This is a genomic window from Salinarimonas ramus, assembly GCF_014645695.1.
GTDB lineage: Bacteria > Pseudomonadota > Alphaproteobacteria > Rhizobiales > Beijerinckiaceae > Salinarimonas > Salinarimonas ramus.
In genome coordinates this window covers 318,367-333,456 of record NZ_BMMF01000001.1, presented here as the reverse complement: position 1 = coordinate 333,456, position 15,090 = coordinate 318,367, and the positions used below count along the sequence as shown (strand labels likewise).

At 71.3% G+C, this 15,090-nt stretch carries 18 protein-coding genes; 9 read left to right on the top strand and 9 right to left on the bottom strand.

What is annotated here, in order from left to right:
- Positions 1-50: 50 nt before the first annotated feature.
- The 3 genes from IEX89_RS01645 to IEX89_RS01635 form a co-directional block, all read right to left on the bottom strand.
- Positions 51-503 (bottom strand): tellurite resistance TerB family protein, encoded by a 453-nt coding sequence (locus IEX89_RS01645; protein ID WP_210317548.1) that lies wholly within the window; start codon positions 501-503, stop codon positions 51-53.
- A 58-nt stretch (positions 504-561) separates the two neighbouring features.
- On the bottom strand, positions 562-1,869 hold the full coding sequence (locus IEX89_RS01640; RefSeq protein WP_188908812.1) for a TerD family protein: 1,308 nt from the start codon (positions 1,867-1,869) through the stop codon (positions 562-564).
- Positions 1,870-1,943: 74 nt separating this feature from the next.
- On the bottom strand, positions 1,944-2,534 hold the full coding sequence (locus IEX89_RS01635; RefSeq protein ID WP_188908809.1) for a TerD family protein: 591 nt from the start codon (positions 2,532-2,534) through the stop codon (positions 1,944-1,946).
- Between the two features lie 350 nt (positions 2,535-2,884).
- On the opposite strand from IEX89_RS01635, the gene IEX89_RS01630 reads away from it, so the two are divergent.
- From IEX89_RS01630 to IEX89_RS01600, 7 genes are read left to right on the top strand one after another with little or no spacing between them, the layout of a single operon-like run.
- Positions 2,885-3,967 carry an ATP-grasp domain-containing protein gene (locus IEX89_RS01630; RefSeq protein ID WP_188908807.1) on the top strand — a complete coding sequence of 361 codons (1,083 nt, stop codon included), beginning with the start codon at positions 2,885-2,887 and terminating at the stop codon, positions 3,965-3,967.
- On the top strand, positions 3,964-4,212 hold the full coding sequence (locus IEX89_RS01625) for a hypothetical protein (RefSeq protein ID WP_188908805.1): 249 nt from the start codon (positions 3,964-3,966) through the stop codon (positions 4,210-4,212). The genes IEX89_RS01630 and IEX89_RS01625 overlap by 4 nt, the downstream gene beginning before the upstream one ends.
- Positions 4,209-4,739, top strand: a complete 531-nt coding sequence (locus tag IEX89_RS01620; protein ID WP_188908803.1) for a DUF1523 family protein — start codon at positions 4,209-4,211, stop codon at positions 4,737-4,739. Before IEX89_RS01625 ends, IEX89_RS01620 begins: the two co-directional genes overlap by 4 nt.
- A gap of 10 nt (positions 4,740-4,749) precedes the next feature.
- A complete protein-coding gene (locus IEX89_RS01615; RefSeq protein WP_188908801.1) occupies positions 4,750-5,862 on the top strand; it encodes a phosphoribosyltransferase domain-containing protein in 1,113 nt (370 codons plus the stop codon).
- Positions 5,859-6,629 (top strand): HAD family hydrolase, encoded by a 771-nt coding sequence (locus IEX89_RS01610; protein ID WP_188908799.1) that lies wholly within the window; start codon positions 5,859-5,861, stop codon positions 6,627-6,629. The genes IEX89_RS01615 and IEX89_RS01610 overlap by 4 nt, the downstream gene beginning before the upstream one ends.
- A complete protein-coding gene (locus IEX89_RS01605) occupies positions 6,629-7,702 on the top strand; it encodes a cysteine protease StiP family protein (protein ID WP_188908797.1) in 1,074 nt (357 codons plus the stop codon). The genes IEX89_RS01610 and IEX89_RS01605 overlap by 1 nt, the downstream gene beginning before the upstream one ends.
- The gene (locus IEX89_RS01600; RefSeq protein WP_210317547.1) at positions 7,699-8,649 is read left to right on the top strand and encodes an HpcH/HpaI aldolase/citrate lyase family protein; all 951 of its coding nucleotides are present in this window, start codon (positions 7,699-7,701) and stop codon (positions 8,647-8,649) included. The genes IEX89_RS01605 and IEX89_RS01600 overlap by 4 nt, the downstream gene beginning before the upstream one ends.
- A 4-nt stretch (positions 8,650-8,653) precedes the next feature.
- Here IEX89_RS01600 and IEX89_RS01595 read toward each other — a convergent pair whose 3' ends face one another.
- From IEX89_RS01595 to leuD, 3 genes are all read right to left on the bottom strand, one after another.
- Positions 8,654-9,628 carry a threo-3-hydroxy-L-aspartate ammonia-lyase gene (locus IEX89_RS01595; RefSeq protein ID WP_188908794.1) on the bottom strand — a complete coding sequence of 325 codons (975 nt, stop codon included), beginning with the start codon at positions 9,626-9,628 and terminating at the stop codon, positions 8,654-8,656.
- 14 nt (positions 9,629-9,642) lie between these two features.
- The gene (locus IEX89_RS01590) at positions 9,643-10,416 is read right to left on the bottom strand and encodes an enoyl-CoA hydratase (protein WP_188908792.1); all 774 of its coding nucleotides are present in this window, start codon (positions 10,414-10,416) and stop codon (positions 9,643-9,645) included.
- 112 nt (positions 10,417-10,528) lie between these two features.
- A complete protein-coding gene (gene leuD, locus IEX89_RS01585; RefSeq protein ID WP_188908791.1) occupies positions 10,529-11,131 on the bottom strand; it encodes a 3-isopropylmalate dehydratase small subunit in 603 nt (200 codons plus the stop codon).
- 248 nt (positions 11,132-11,379) lie between these two features.
- Here leuD and IEX89_RS01580 point away from each other — a divergent pair, with 248 nt between their 5' ends.
- Positions 11,380-11,904 (top strand): ATP-binding protein, encoded by a 525-nt coding sequence (locus tag IEX89_RS01580; RefSeq protein WP_188908788.1) that lies wholly within the window; start codon positions 11,380-11,382, stop codon positions 11,902-11,904.
- Positions 11,905-11,926: 22 nt separating this feature from the next.
- Here the strand turns inward: IEX89_RS01580 and IEX89_RS01575 are convergent, their stop codons facing one another.
- Complete coding sequence (locus IEX89_RS01575; RefSeq protein WP_373290543.1) at positions 11,927-12,649, bottom strand: biosynthetic peptidoglycan transglycosylase; 723 nt, start codon at positions 12,647-12,649, stop codon at positions 11,927-11,929.
- A 105-nt stretch (positions 12,650-12,754) separates the two neighbouring features.
- Here IEX89_RS01575 and IEX89_RS01570 point away from each other — a divergent pair, with 105 nt between their 5' ends.
- A complete protein-coding gene (locus IEX89_RS01570; RefSeq protein ID WP_188908784.1) occupies positions 12,755-13,681 on the top strand; it encodes a polyprenyl synthetase family protein in 927 nt (308 codons plus the stop codon).
- Between the two features lie 15 nt (positions 13,682-13,696).
- On the opposite strand, the gene IEX89_RS01565 is transcribed toward IEX89_RS01570, so the two are convergent.
- A complete protein-coding gene (locus IEX89_RS01565) occupies positions 13,697-14,224 on the bottom strand; it encodes a CoA-binding protein (protein WP_188908782.1) in 528 nt (175 codons plus the stop codon).
- Positions 14,221-15,033 (bottom strand): enoyl-CoA hydratase, encoded by an 813-nt coding sequence (locus IEX89_RS01560; protein WP_188908780.1) that lies wholly within the window; start codon positions 15,031-15,033, stop codon positions 14,221-14,223. Before IEX89_RS01560 ends, IEX89_RS01565 begins: the two co-directional genes overlap by 4 nt.
- Positions 15,034-15,090: the final 57 nt, after the last annotated feature.

Here is a 15,090-nt window from a genome sequence, read left to right as displayed (position 1 = left end):
GCATCGAGGAGGTCGGCCGCTCGCGCGTTGGAGCGCGCGCGGCAGGGAGATCAGAGGTCGAAATCCGCCGGGTCGAGCGTCAGCTCGCGGCAGATCGTGCGGATGACCGCCTTCTCGCTGTCGTCGAAATTGCCGTCGGAGGCGCCGATGGCGATGCACACGCGCACCATGATGCGCGCGGCGTCGGGCTTGTTGCGCAGCGCGCCCACGTGCTTGAGCGCCTCGGCCTTGCCGATCTCGGCGTCGAACTCGAACTTGTCGGTGATCTTCTTGAAGAAGGCGATCACCTCCTCGAGCTTGAAGACCTTCAGCTCCTCCGAGTTCTCGATGTACTTGATCATCTTCTGCTTCTCGGACGAGGAGATGTCCCCGTCCGCGGCGGCGACGAGGGCGCAGCCGGAGACCACGGCCTCCATGAACTCGCGGTTCTTGAAGCGGCCGACCTCGGTCTGCAGCGCCTCGCGGGCCTTGGTCACGTTCGTCTTGAGCCAGTCGAGCACCATGGTCGTGGTCCTTCCCTCTTCGTGTTCGTGTTCGTGCGTCGGTTCGGGGCGCGGGATCCTACTTCGAACCGCGCGTCCAGCGCATCCCCCAGCCGAACGCTTCGTCCATCGGCTTGTGGTTCTGGAAGTAGCGGACCTCGCGCGAGACGCGCATCTGCCCGCCCACGTTCTCGATGAGCGTCACGGCGCACATGCCCATGTTGCTCGCGCCTTCGTCGAGACGCACCTCGATGGGCGGCTGCTCGGGGGCGTAGACGGTGACGACGCCGTCCGTCGCCGCCCAGTTGGGCGCGCCTTCGTAGATGAAGGCGTAGACGAGCACGCGCTTGAGCTGGTCCCATTGCGCGCCGTTGATGCGCAGCCATTCGCCGTCCTGGCTCTGGCCCGTACGATCGTCGGCGGAGAGCTGCACGAAGGGCGGGCCGTCGAAATAGCCGAACGAGTCGCCCAGCGCCTGCACGGCGCCCTTGCGGCCGTCGGCGAGCTCGAACAGGCAGCCGAGATCGAGGTCGACGCCCTTGGGCTTGCCGAAGCCGAAGAAGCCGCCGCCCTGCGGCTGGCCCTGCGACCTGTTCCAGTTGAGGTTGATGCGCACCTCGCCGTAGCCGCCGCCGGCGGCGGGCTTCTTGGCGAGGTCGATCGACTTGCGCTCCTTCGTCAGCGTCACCTTGGAGAGGTTGATCGCGGACGGCGCGGGGGCCGGGGGAGCGGGAGGCGTCGGCGGCACCGGCGCGGGCGAGCCGCCCACGCGCGGCACGCTCGGCGGGCGCGCGCTCGGGGCAGGGGGCGGAGGAGGTGGCGGCGGGGCCGGCTCGGGCTCGTCGTCGACCGACACGCCGAAGCTCTCGGCCAGCGGCTTGAGCCCGCCGGCGAAGCCTTGGCCCACGGCCCGGAACTTCCATTGCCCATTGCGCAGGTAGAGCTCGCCGAGCACGAGCGCCGTCTCGCTCATCCCGGCGGTCTCGACGCGGTAGGTCACCTTCGGCGCGCCGCCATCGAGGACGGCGATCTCGAGCGTCGCGAGGTTCGAGAACGAGACGCCCCGCTTGGCGCCGTCGTGGATCGTCGCCGTCACCGCGACCTTCTCGACGCCCGTGGGCATGGAGCCGAAGGCGACCGCGAAGGTCGTCTCCTTCGCGCCGCCCTCGACGGGGGCGTTCTGCGACGTGAGGCGCACCGCGTGCCCGGGCCCGTCCGGCTGGCCGTAGAAGACCATGTCCGCATCGCCCGAGACCTTGCCCGTGCCCTGAAGCAGAAAGGCGGAGACGTCGATCTCGGGAACCGCCCCTGACGGCGCGAAGCGTACGCGCACCACGGGCTGGCTGGCGTCGACCGGCGCGTTCGCGCCCTTCGTGAGCTCGGTCACGGTGTCACCCCCTCGTCTGTCGCGTCCGCGCCGAGCCCGGGCATGCCCGAGCTCGGCCGTCGCGCGGTTGCGTCTCAGATATGCGCGGCCGCCGCGCCCGCAAGATCCTGGGCCGTGCGCCCGTTTGCGGGAGCGCCGATCGCCTTCATCGTCCACTCGCCCGAGGCACGGCTGACGACGGCCATGACGACGCCGGTGTGGGCGCCCTGCTCGGTCAGCGTGAAGCGCGCGATCTCCTTGCCGGCGCGCTCGTCGACGAGGCGGCAGAAGGCGTTCTCGACCTCGTTGAAGGTCTGGCCGCGGAACGAGTTCACGGTGAAGACCAGCGTCTGCACGGCCGCCGGCAGGCGCTCGAGCTCGACCGCGATGGTCTCGTCGTCGCCGTCGCCTGCGCCGGTCAGGTTGTCGCCGGAATGGACGATGGCGCCGTCGTTGGACTTCAGCTGGCGGAACCAGACGGTGTCGAGATGCTGCTTGCCGGCGTCGAACATCAGGCAGGACGCGTCGAGGTCGATGTCGCCGCCGCCGCCCCCGCCGAGCAGGCCGGACAGGAAGCCGCCCTTCTTCTTCACGGGATCCCAGCCGAGCCCCATCTTCACCTTCGAGAGACCGGCGCTCTCCTTGGCGAGCGAGATGGTCTGGCCCTTGGACAACGAGATCGCCATGCGTGCCTCCCTGATGCGCGTTGGTGGTGATGGAGCCGTCGATCCCGTTCGTGCGGGATCGTTCCAGCAGATACCCAGCAAAATTCCCTTGCGCGTCTAAGTGGTTGCGGTAAGGAATTCTGTCAAGCCGCCGAGCTCGGAAACACTAGCGCGAGACGTTACGTCGAAATACCGTCGCGCGCACGTGTTTTCGCCCTTCTCGTTTCGCCCCGTCCGAATCGCCGAGCGCTCCGAGAGCGCGCGTCGCCCGTCGAGCGTACGCGTCGAGCCATCCGGTGGCGAATCGGCGAGCGCGCATCCGCGCGCCCGCTCACGCTCATGCTCCCTCTCGATGACGGGCTCATGTCGTCATGAAGACGATCCTGTTCACCCAAGGCCACGCGAGCCAGCGCGCCGTGGTCCGGCTCGCGCGCGCCGCCTTCTCCCACGCCGATCTGCGCGTCCTCGCCTCCCATTGCGACGACCGCGAGGACATCCTCGAGGGTGCCGACGAGGCGCTCGTCGAGCCCGCGCGGCCCGATCCGCGGGCCGAAGGCGCGCCTCACGCCGAATGGCTCCTCGATCGCGCCCGCAGCCTCGGCGTCGGCGCGATCCTCGCCATGCGCAACCGCACGGCCCTCGTCGAGGCGCGCGAGACCTTCGCCGCCGCCGGCATCCGCGTCGCCTGCGGGGCGACGAGCCGCGAGGCGCTGGAGACGTGCGAGCGCAAGGACGTCTTCGCGGCGCGCCTGCGCGAGGCGGGCCTGCCGGTGCCCGAGACCATCGCCGTCGTCGACGAGGCGGGGCTCGCCCATGCGCTCGCCTCGCTCGAGGGCGCCGAGGGCGGCGTGTGCGTGAAGCCGGCGTCGGGCGTCTACGGCCGCGGCTTCTGGCGGCTCGATCCGAACGCCGACGCCTTCGCGCATCTGGAGGACCCGGATCGCAGGGTGGTTCATCCGGGCGTCTTCGTGTCAGGATACGCCCAGGCGCGGGAGAAGGGACGGCTGGTCGCGATGGAATACCTGCCCGGGGACGAGTATTCCGTGGACGTCGTGTGCGACGAGGGCCGCCTCGTCGCCGCCGCGGCGCGTCGCAAGACGGGAGCCTTCCAGGTCGTGACGACCCGCGGGCCGGAGGTGGATCTCGCGGCCGCGGTCGTGGCGGAGCTTCGCCTCGACGGCCTCGTCAACGTGCAGACCCGTGCGGACGCGCGCGGCCGGCCGAAGGTGCTCGAGGTCAACACGCGCTATTCCGGCGGCATCGGCTACAGCGCGGCCGCCGGCGTGAACCTCCCCGCCATCGCGGCGGCGACGCTGCTCGGCGTCGCGGCGCCCCGCGACGCGTTCGGGGTCGAGGAGCCCCGCGCGGTGCGGATCGTCGACGAGCCGGTCTTCCTGCCGCGCACGTCCGCGCGGCTCGCGGCCGGCCCGCCGGCGCAGGAGCAGGCGGCGTGACGCGCTGGCTCGTCGTCTTCCTGGTCCTCGCGGGCTTCCTCACCCTGGTGCGGGAGCTCGTGCTCATGCTCGGCGAGATCCGCCGCCGTCGCGCGGCGCGGCTCTCCGACCAGCTTGACGGTCGCGATCTGGAACACGACATCGCGCAATGGCGGCACGCCACGGGACGCCGCCTCTGGATCCAGCTGGTGGGCGTCCCGCTCCTCTTGATCGGCATTCTCATCTTGGTCGGAGTTTACGGATGAAGGACAGATTTCGCGGAGCTCTGGTCAAGGCGCTCGTGCTCCTGATCGTGCTCGTGCCGGTGGGCGCGTTCCTCCACTACAATCTCCCGGGCTACGACGTGGTGCGCATCGTCGGGACCGAGATCCGCCGTGTGGATACCGGGGAGGCGACGAGCGGGCAGCCGCAGATCACGCGCGACGTCTACGTCATCCAGGCCGTGGACCCCGACGACAACGACGTGCGCGTCTATTACAACGAGGACACGGGCTGGGGCTTCCCCTGGTTCTTCAAGTTCGATTCCGCCAACGTCCAGGCCCGCGCGCAGGAGCTGGCGGAGGATCGCGCCACCGCGCTCGTCACCCATTACGGCTGGCGCGTGCCGATGTTCTCCTGGTTCCCGAACGCCGTCTCCGTGGAGCGCGTCGAGCCCGGATACACGCCGATCCCGTGGTTCAACATCGTCTTCCTCCTGATCCTCGCCGGCCTCGTCGCCTGGGTCTGGATCTCCATCGCGCGCTGGCGGCGTCGCCGCACCGCGTCGCTCTGATCGTCTCGAGATGCGGCTCGAGGCTCGGCTGACGACCGGGACGATCGCGGTGGAAGTGGCGCGTGCGGCCTACGACCCGCACGCGCTGTTCGGCTTCGCCGAGCGGCGCAATCCCAAGCGCGCCTTCCTCTTCGTCTCGAAGGTGCTCGGGCGTCACGTCCCCGTGGCGCCCGCGATCATGCGCGCGACGACCCGCGATCTCGCCGCCGGCATCCCCGCGGACCTGCCGGGGCCGGTCCTCGTCGTCGGCATGGCCGAGACCGCCATTGCTCTCGGCGCGGGCGTCCACCAGGATTACGTGCGCCGCACGGGGCGCGACGACGCCGTCTATCTCGCGACGACGCGCCATCCGCTTGGCTCGCCGCTCTGGCTGACCTTCGAGGAGGAGCACAGCCACGCCACCCGCCACCTGATCCACGAGCCGACGGACGAGCGGATCGCTGCCCTCGCGCACGGGGCGAAGAGCCTCGTCCTCGTCGACGACGAGGCCTCGACGGGGCGCACCTTCGCCAACCTCGCCGCCGCCTTCCGGCGGGCCGGGCTCGCGCCGGAGCGGATCGTGATGGTGACTCTGACCGACTGGTCCGCGGGACGCGCCGCCGAGGCCATCGGGGCCCGGAACGTCACGCTGCTCGAAGGCGCGTACCGATACGAGCCCCTGGAGGGCGCGCCGGCGCCCGAGATGCCCGCCGTCGACGTCACCGCCCGCGGCGCTCATTCGCCGGACCCGACGCGGGACTGGGGACGCCTTGGCGTCCTCGACCATCGCCCGGCGCGGATCGAGGCGGTCGCGCCGCGGCCGGGAGAGCGCATCCTGGTGCTCGGCACGGGGGAGTTCGTGTTCCCGCCCTTCCTCCTCGCCGAGGCGCTGGAGGCGGCGGGTGCCGACGTGCGCTTCTCCGCGGTCACCCGCTCGCCCATTGCGATCGGGCACGCCGTCGAGACGGCACTCGCCTTCGGCGACAATTACGGCCTGGGCATCCCCAACTTTCTCTACAACGTCACGCGCGCGCCCTACGATCGGGTTCTCGTGTGCGTCGAGACCGGGCGCGCCGCGCTCGATCCGGCGCTCGTCGCCGCGCTCGACGCCGAGATCCTCGAGGACGGAGAAATCCGAGCATGAGCCGCCCGATCGTCTTCGTCGATCTCGACGACACGCTGTTCCAGACCCTGCGCAAGTGCCCGCCGGACGAGCCGCAGGCGCATCTCACGCTGGGTGCGCAGGCGACGAACGGCGCGCACTCGATGATGACGCGCCGCCAGAAGGCTTTCGTCGACTGGATCGTCGCCACCGCCGAGACGATCCCCGTGACGGCCCGCTCGCGCGAGTCCTACGGGCGCGTCGCCATTCCCTTCGCCTCGCACGCCATCCTCTCGAACGGCGCCGTGATCCTCGATGCGGACGGGACTGTCGATCCGACCTGGGCGGAGATCATGGCGGCCGACCTCGGCGCCTACGAGGAGACGCTCGATGCGCTCCTCGCGCTCGGGCGCGCGGCGGCGGAGAACACCGCGCTCGACGTGCGCTCCTGGATCGTCGTCGAGGACGGGCTGTCCACCTATGCCGTCTTCAAGCAGAACGACGGCGAGGGCGAGCGGCTCGGCGAGGTCGTCGATGCGCTGACGACGGGCTTCGACCTCGCCGGCTGGACCGTGCATCGCAACGGCAACAATCTCGGGCTCCTGCCGCCCGTGCTCTCCAAGCGTCGCGCGGTCGAGTTCCTGCTGGGGCGCCTGCGCGCCGTCGAGGAGACGCGGCCCGCGCTCGGCTTCGGCGACAGCCTCACCGATCTGCCGTTCCTCGCGGCCTGCGACTTCCTCGGGCTTCCGGCCGGCAGCCAGCTCGCCCGCGCGCTGGACGGGCGCCCGGCGGGCGAGGGAGCGGATTGATGCTCGGCGGCTTTTCGGGCTCGTTCGAGGCGGGCGACATCGCCTTCCTGCTCACCCCGCTCGCCATCGACGAGACGCCCACCGAGGAGAAGGAGCGGGCGATCCAATCCGGCGCGCGGCATTATTCCGAGATGATCGGCCGCGAGGACCCGCCCTCCGACGAGTACCGCGCCATCTACGCGGATGCGCTCGCGCGGCATGCGCCGCGGGCGGCCCGCGAGATCGCGGGGCTCGCCAAGGGCCTCGCCGAGGCCGTCCCCGGGCCGATCACGCTGTTGAGCCTGGTGCGCGCCGGCGCGCCGCTCGGCGTGCTGCTGAAGCGAGCGCTCGAAGCGCTCGGTCGGGACGTTGAGCATGCGGGCGTGTCCATCATCCGCGACCGTGGCATCGACGCCCTCGCGCTCGACCATGTCGCGTCGCGCCGGCCGAGCGAGGGCGCGGTCTTCGTCGACGGCTGGACGGGCAAGGGCGCAATAGCGGGCGAGCTGTCGCGCACGCTGGCCGATCGGCCGGACTACGCGCCGCGCCTCGTCACGCTCGCCGATCCGTGCGGCTGCGCCTGGCTCTCGGCGTCGGGCGAGGACTGGCTGATCCCCTCGGGAATTCTCGGCGCCACCGTTTCGGGGCTCGTGTCGCGTACGATCCTCAACGAGGCGGTCGGGCCGGGCGACTTCCACGGCTGCCGGGTCTGGGACCATCTGGCGCCCTACGACGTCACGCGCGCGCACGTCGAGACGCTCTGGGCGCTGGTCGCACCCGCGCTCGCCGACGCCGCGCCGATCCGGCCCGAGGATCCCGGCCGCGCCGCGCGCCGGGCGGCGTCGCGAGAGGTCGTCGAGGCCATCGCGGTGCGGTTCGGCGTCGACAATCGCAATCGCATCAAGCCCGGCATCGCCGAGGCGACGCGCGCCGTGCTGCGGCGCGTGCCCGAGCGAATCTTCGTCGCATCCGCGGCGGACCCCGATTGCGCGGCGCTCGTTCATCTCGCACGCGAGCGCGGCGTGCCTCTGGAAGAGGCGGGCGCGCGCATCGCGCCCTACCGAGCGCTGACCTTGATCAGGAGGGTGTCGTGACGACGACCATGCAGGACCGCACGCCTCCCATCGATCCCCTGGCGCTCGGCGCCACGCTCTACATGCCCGCCACGCGCCCCGACATCCGCGAGGTGGCGCTCGGCGCCAAGCTCGGAGGCCTGCGCTCCATCGTGCTCTGCTTGGAGGATGCCGTCGCCGAGCGCGAGATCGGCGACGCGCTCGCGAACCTGCGCCGCCTCCTGGCCGATCTCGACCGCGTGCCGGAAACGCCCCATGGCGCGCCGCTCCTGTTCGTGCGCCCGCGCTCCCTCGCCATGGCTCGCGAGATCGCGCAGATCCGCGGGGCGGAGCGGCTCACCGGGCTCGTCGCGCCCAAGGTCCGGCCCGGCGAGGTCACCGCCTGGGTGGAGGCGCTCGCCGGGCGCGACCTCCTGCTGATGCCGACCTTGGAGACCCCGGAGGTCTTCGATCCGCTCGCCATGCGCGACCTGCGCGACGAGCTCGTCGCCGAGGCCGCCGGGCGCGTGCTGGCGCTGCGGATCGGCGGCAACGACCTCCTCGGGTGCCTCGGTCTGCGCCGCGTCGCGGGCGAGACGCTCTACGAGGGCCCGCTGGGGCCCCTCGTAGCCCAGCTCGTCGGGCTGATGGTGCCTGCGGGCTTCGCGCTCACGGCGCCCGTCTACGACGTCGTGCGCGACCCCGCGACCCTCGCCCGCGAGGCGGCGCGAGACGTCTCCTTCGGGCTGAGCGGCAAGACCGCGATTCATCCGATGCAGGTGGCGACGATCCACGCCGCCTACGCCGTCGCGGCCGACGACCTCGCCAGCGCCCGCGCGATCCTCGCCGAGGACGCGCGCGCTGTCTTCCAGCACGCGGGCGCCATGTGCGAGCCCTCCGTGCATCGCGCCTGGGCGCGCCGCATCGTGGCCCGCGCCGGTCTCTACGGCACGGCGGACGAGGCGTGGGCGGCGGACGCGACCGGCTGACGGCTCAGCCGGCGATCAGCGCCGCGAAGCGGGCGAGATCGACGTTGCCGCCCGACACCACGATTCCGACGCGCTTTCCGGCGAGGTCGTCGGCGGCGAAGGCGGCCGCGGCGGCGAGGCAACCCGTGGGCTCGACGACCTGCTTCATGCGCTCGGCGAAGAAGCGCATCGTCTCCACGAGCGCCGCGTCGGAGACCGTGACGACGCCCGCGACGTTCGCCTGCAGGAGCGGGAACGTGAGGGCGCCCGGCGCCGTCGTCTGCGCGCCGTCCGCGATCGTCTTCGGCACGGGGATCTGAACGATCCGTCCGGCCTCGAGCGAGCGGCGCACGTCGTCGCCCGCCTCCGGCTCGACCCCGTAGACCGCGCAGCCCGGGGCGAGGGCGCCGGCAGCGAGGCAGGCGCCGGACGTGAGCCCGCCGCCGCCGAGGCAGACGTAGATTCGGTCGAGGTGGCCGACCTCCTCGATCAGCTCCTTCGTCGCGGTGCCCTGGCCGGCGATGACGTCGGGATGGTCGAAGGGCGGGATCAGCGCGAGCCCGCGCTCGGCAGCGAGGCGCCGACCGATCGCCTCGCGATCCTCGGTGAAGCGGTCGTAGAGCACGACCTCCGCACCATACTCGCGCGTCGCCGTCACCTTGATCGTCGGCGCGTCGGTGGGCATCACGATGACGGTAGGTGCGCCGAGCAGCGCGCCCGCATGGGCGATCGCCTGCGCATGATTGCCCGAGGAGAAGGCGACGACGCCGCGCGCCCGCGCATCTGCGTCGAGTGCCGCGATGGAATTGTAGGCGCCACGGAACTTGAAGGCGCCCGTGCGCTGCAGGTTCTCCATCTTGAAGAACAGCTCGGCGCCCGTGCGCGCGTTCGCCGTGCGCGAGGTCATCACCGGCGTGCGGTGGGCGACGCCGTCGAGGCGGCCCGCGGCCTCCTCCACGTCGGCGTAGGTGGGGAGGCGCTGCGTCGTCGGCTGGTCCATGATGCGGTTCCGGCTCACTCGTTGGCGAACTTCGCGGGCCGCTTCTCGACGAAGGCCTGCATGCCCTCCTTCTGGTCGGCGGTGGCGAACATGGCGTGGAAGACCCGGCGCTCGAAGCGGATGCCCTCCGCGAGCGTGGTCTCGTAGGCGCGGTTGACGCTCTCCTTCGTCATCAGCGCGATGGGGAGCGACATGTCGGCGATGGTGGCGGCGACCTTCAGCGCCTCGTCCACCAGCTGGTCGGCGGGGACGATGCGCGAGACGAGGCCGGAGCGCTCGGCCTCGGCCGCGTCCATCATGCGGCCCGTCAGGCACATCTCCATGGCCTTGGCCTTGCCGACGATGCGGGTGAGGCGCTGCGTGCCGCCGGCGCCCGGCATGACGCCGAGCTTGATCTCGGGCTGGCCGAACTTCGCGGTGTCGGAGGCGAGGATGAAGTCGCACATCATCGCGAGCTCGCAGCCGCCGCCGAGCGCGAAGCCGGACACCGCGGCGACGATGGGCTTGCGCCGCGCCGCCACCTTGTCCCAGGCGGTGATGAAGTCGTCGAGATAGGTTTGCGGGTAGGAGAGGCCCGACATCTCCTTGATGTCGGCGCCCGCCGCGAAGGCCTTCTCCGAGCCCGTGATCACGACGCAGCCGATGCCGGGGTCGCGCTCGTAGCCGTCGAGGGCCTCGTTCAGCTCCGCGACGAGCGTGGAGTTCAGCGCGTTGAGCGCCTGCGGACGGTTGAGGGTCACGAGCCCGACCTTGCCGCGGGTCTCCGTGAGGATGGTCTCGTAGGTCATGGGGCGCCTCCTCCTGTCGTTGCCACATCGGTAGCCCCGAGCGCAGGAGGCGGCAAGGCCCATGACGCGACGCCGGGCTCGGCGGCCCGGAGACGAGCCCCGGGCGCGTCCCTCACGCCCAGGGGCGGTCGGCGAGCTTCTGCTCGAAGGCCTCGATGGAGGCCGCCTTCTCGAGCGTCAGGCCGATATCGTCGAGGCCGTTGAGCAGGCAGTGCTTGCGGAAGGGGTCGATCTCGAAGCGGATCACGCCGCCGTCGGGACCGCGGATCTCCTGCAACTCGAGGTCGACCGTCACGGTGGCGTTGGCGCCGCGCTCGGCGTCCTCGAACAGCGACACCAGCTCCTGCGGCGAGACCACGATCGGCAGGATGCCGTTCTTGAAGCAATTGTTGTAGAAGATGTCCGCGAAGGACGTGGAGATCACGCAGCGGATGCCGTAGTCGAGCAGCGCCCACGGCGCGTGCTCGCGCGAGGAGCCGCAGCCGAAATTGTCGCCGGCGACCAGGATCTGCGCCTTGCGATAGGCCGGCTGGTTCAAGACGAAGCCCGGGATCTCCTCGCCGTCCGGCGTGAAGCGCATCTCCGCGAAGAGCCCCTTGCCGAGGCCCGTGCGCTTGATGGTCTTGAGGTAGTTCTTCGGGATGATCATGTCGGTGTCGACGTTGATGATCCGGAGCGGCGCGGCGACGCCGGTGAGAACCGTGAAGGGCTGCATGGCTTCGTACTTCCAGGCTCTTGTCTTCGCGAGGCGTGCGGGCTCTCGTCTTCGCGAGGCGTGAACGTGAGCGGGTTCTCTAGCAGCCGGGCACGGGAAGGGAAAGCCTCTCGGGAACGCCGGAACCCCGCCTCCGGAGTGCGGCCGGCCCGCTGCCGCGGCATGGCGCCCGCTCCCGGACGGAGATGTCGACCTCGCGCGTCGCTCCACGTATATCGCTGCGCGACGCTGGACCTGCGGGAGCCGACATGACGCGTGACACGCCGATCGCCTATGCCATGTGCGGCCTCGCCTTCTCCGGCAAGTCCACCCTCGCGCGACGGCTCGCCGAGACGTTCTCCATCGCCCTGATCTCGCTCGACGCCATCAACGACGAGCGGGGCTTCGACGGCGGCAACGTCGTCGACGACGACGAGTGGGAGCGCACGAGCCACATCGCCATGGAGCGGCTCGACGGCCACCTCTCGGCCGGGCGCTCGGCCATCGTCGACGACACCTTCGCCTTCCGTTTCCTGCGCGAGCGCTGCGCGGCAGTGGCGGCGCGCCACGGGGCCGATTTCCGGGTGCTGCTGGTGGAGACGCCGCTCGACGAGATCCAGGCGCGGCGGCGGGCCAACGACGTCACGCGCGAGCGGATGGCGCTCTCCGACGCCGTCTTCGACGATCACGTCTCCCGCTTCCAGTTCCCGGACCCGGACGAGCCCGTCGTGCGCCTCGCCTCGCCCGACGACGTGGCGCGTTTCCTCGCCGCGGAGGGCGCTCGGCATCGGTGAGCGCCCCACGCCGGAGCGCGCGTTAGTCGTCGAGGCACCCGAAGATCTCGCCCGAGCCCCGCTCGCGGGCCATCAGGTTCTCCGCCAGCCGCGCGTGCCCGCCCGACGGCGCACCGGGATCGCGACCCAGCGGGTTGGGGAGGGCGGTGGCCAGAAGAGCGGCCTCGCGGCGGCCGAGCTCGGCGGCGCTCTTGCCGAAATGCGCCTGCGCCGCCGCCTCGATGCCAAAGACGCCCTCGCCCCATTCGGCGACGTTGAGGTAGACCTCCATCACCCGCCTCTTGCCCCAGACGAGATCGATCCACAGCGCGAGCGGGATCTCGATCGCTTTTCGCACGTAGGAGCGTTCCGGCCACAGGAAGACGTTCTTGGCCGTCTGCATGGCGATGGTGGAGGCGCCGCGCTCGGCGCCGGCCTCGATCACGGCGAAGAGCGCGTCGAAATCCACGCCCCGATGGCTGCAATAGCGCGAATCCTCCGAGGCGATCACCATCCGTGCCACGTGCGGCGACACGGATCCCAGCGGCACGACCATGCGCGTGACGGGCTCGAGCGTCGCCCAGCGGCCGATCATCAGCGTCGAGACCGGGGTGATCGCCATCCCGATCAGGGTGAGCACGAGGAGCGCGAGGGCGACGAGCGCCGACGACCGCCAGGCGAGGCGAAAGAGGCCGCGCGCCACGCGTCGCGCGAGCCCGCGGCGCTGCGGCGGCGGCACGTCCGTCGTCTCGGCGCGTCGGCTCATCGGCTCCATCGTCCTCGACCAGAGATCCTCGCCCGGCCTCGTACTTGACCCGGCCGCGTCCGTGCTGCAAGCCGAACCTCGCTTCTCCGCGAGGTTTCGAGCACCATGTCGCATATGCAGACCCCGTTCGACGCACGCCTGCGTGCGGCCGCCGCGACCATCGAGCAGCGGCTCGAAGCGCTTCTCGACGATACGGCGCGCCCCGGCGAGATCGCGCGGCCCGAGCGCCTGATGGCGGCCATGCGGCACGCGGCGCTCGCCGGCGGCAAGCGCCTGCGGCCCTTCCTCGCGCTGGAGGCGACGCGTCTCCTCGGCGGGCCCGACGAGGCCGGCCTGCGGGCCGGGCTCGCGGTCGAGCTCGTCCATTGCTATTCGCTCGTCCACGACGACTTGCCGGCGATGGACGACGACGACATGCGCCGCGGAAAGCCCACCGTCCACAAGGCCTTCGACGACGCGACCGCGATCCTCGTGGGGGACGCGCTCCTCACGCTGGCCTTCGAGGTCGCGACGCAGGAGGGCGCGGACGCATCGCCCGCGATCCGCGCCGCGCTCGTCGCCGGGCTCGCCCGCGCCTCCGGGCTCGCGGGGATGGTCGGCGGGCAGATGCTCGACCTCGCCGCGGAGGGACGCTACGGCCCGCGCACGCTCAGCGAGGCCGAGATCCGCCGGCTGCAGGCCATGAAGACCGGCGCGCTCCTCGCCTTCGCGGCGGAGGCCGGCGCCATCGCCGCCGGCGCGTCCGCCGAGGACCGTGCGCGTCTCCTCGCCTACGGGCGAGCGCTGGGCGCCGCCTTCCAGATCGCCGACGACATCCTCGATCGCGAGGCGACGGCGGAGGCGCTCGGCAAGGCCGTGGGCAAGGACGCCGAGCGCGGGAAGGGGACCCTCGTCGACACGCTCGGCATGGAGGCCGCGCGCGCCGAGTGCGACCGGCTCGTCGCCGAGGCGCAGGCCGCGCTCGCGCCCTTCGGCGAGCGCGCCGGCGTGCTCGTGGAGGCGGCGCGGTTCACGGTGGCGCGAAAAGCCTGACGAGGCGCTTCCTCGTCAGCGCTTGGAGCCGAGCGTGAGCTTCTGCACGCCGGTCGCCGCGCGGGTGGGCTTCTTGGCCGAAAGAACCCGCGAGTTCACGCCCTGCCAGGAGATCTCGCCCGACAGGCGGCCGAACTCGATCTTCGGGCAGCGATTCATCACGACGTTCACACCCGCGGCTTCGGCGCGCGCGGCGGCCTCGTCGTTGCGCACCGAGAGCTGCATCCAGATCGTTCGCGGCTTGGGCTCGAGCGCCAGCGCCTCGTCGACGACGGGGCCGGCGGCGGCGGAATTGCGGAAGATTTCCACCATGTCCACGGGCCGGTCGAGATCGGCCAGCGAGGCGTAGACCCTCTGGCCCAGGATCTCGCCCCCGGCCTGGCCGGGATTGATCGGGATCACCTCGAAGCCGCGGCCGAGCAGGTACTTCATCACGATCCAGCTCGGCCGCGCCGGGTTGTTCGAGGCGCCGACGAGCGCGATGGACTTCGTCGTGGTGAGGATCTCGCGAATGTACGCGTCCGGATAGGTGTCGTGGTTCATCTGTCTTCCCAGAGGGGCGGGCGCTTCTCGACGAAGGCGTTGATACCCTCTTCGGCGTCGCGCGCCATCATGTTCTGCGCCATCACCCGCGCGGCGTAGTCGTAGGCCTCGGCGAGGCCCATCTCCGCCTGGGCGTAGAAGGCGCGCTTGCCGGTGGCGATGGTCAGCGTCGAGCGGCCGGCGATGGAGCGGGCGAAGGCCTGCGCCGTTTCGAGCGCCGTGCCTGCGGGCACGACGCGGTTGACGAGGCCCATGCGGTGCGCCTCCGCGGCGGAGGTCGGCTCGCCGGTGAGCAGCATCTCCATGGCGTGCTTGCGCGAGAGGTTGCGCGAGAGGGCCACCATCGGCGTCGAGCAGAAGAGCCCGATATGCACGCCCGGCGTCGCGAAGCGGGCATTCTCGCCGGCGACCGCGAGATCGCAGGTGGCCACGAGCTGGCAGCCGGCGGCGGTGGCGACGCCCTCGACGGCCGCGATAACCGGCTGAGGCAGGGCGACGATCGCCTGCATCATCGCCGAGCAGCGCCGCATCAGGTCCTCGAAATAGGCCTGCCCGCGATCGGGATCGGCGCGGCGCGCGGTCATCTCCTTGAGGTCGTGCCCGGCGCAGAAGGCCGGACCCTCGGCCGCGAGCACCACGCAGCGCACCGCGCGATCGGCCGCGATGGCGTCGAGCGTCTCGTGCAGGAGCGCGATCGTCGCGTCGCAGAGCGCGTTGCGGGCGCTGGGGCGATCGAGGACGAGGGTCGCCACGCCGTCGGCGTCGCTTCGGCGCAGCGGCGGGACGTCGAGGGCGGAAATCGCGTTCATGGCTCTCCTCCAGGCGCGGGTGCGCTCGATCTCGTCGCCGCGGGCTTGATCTTCGCT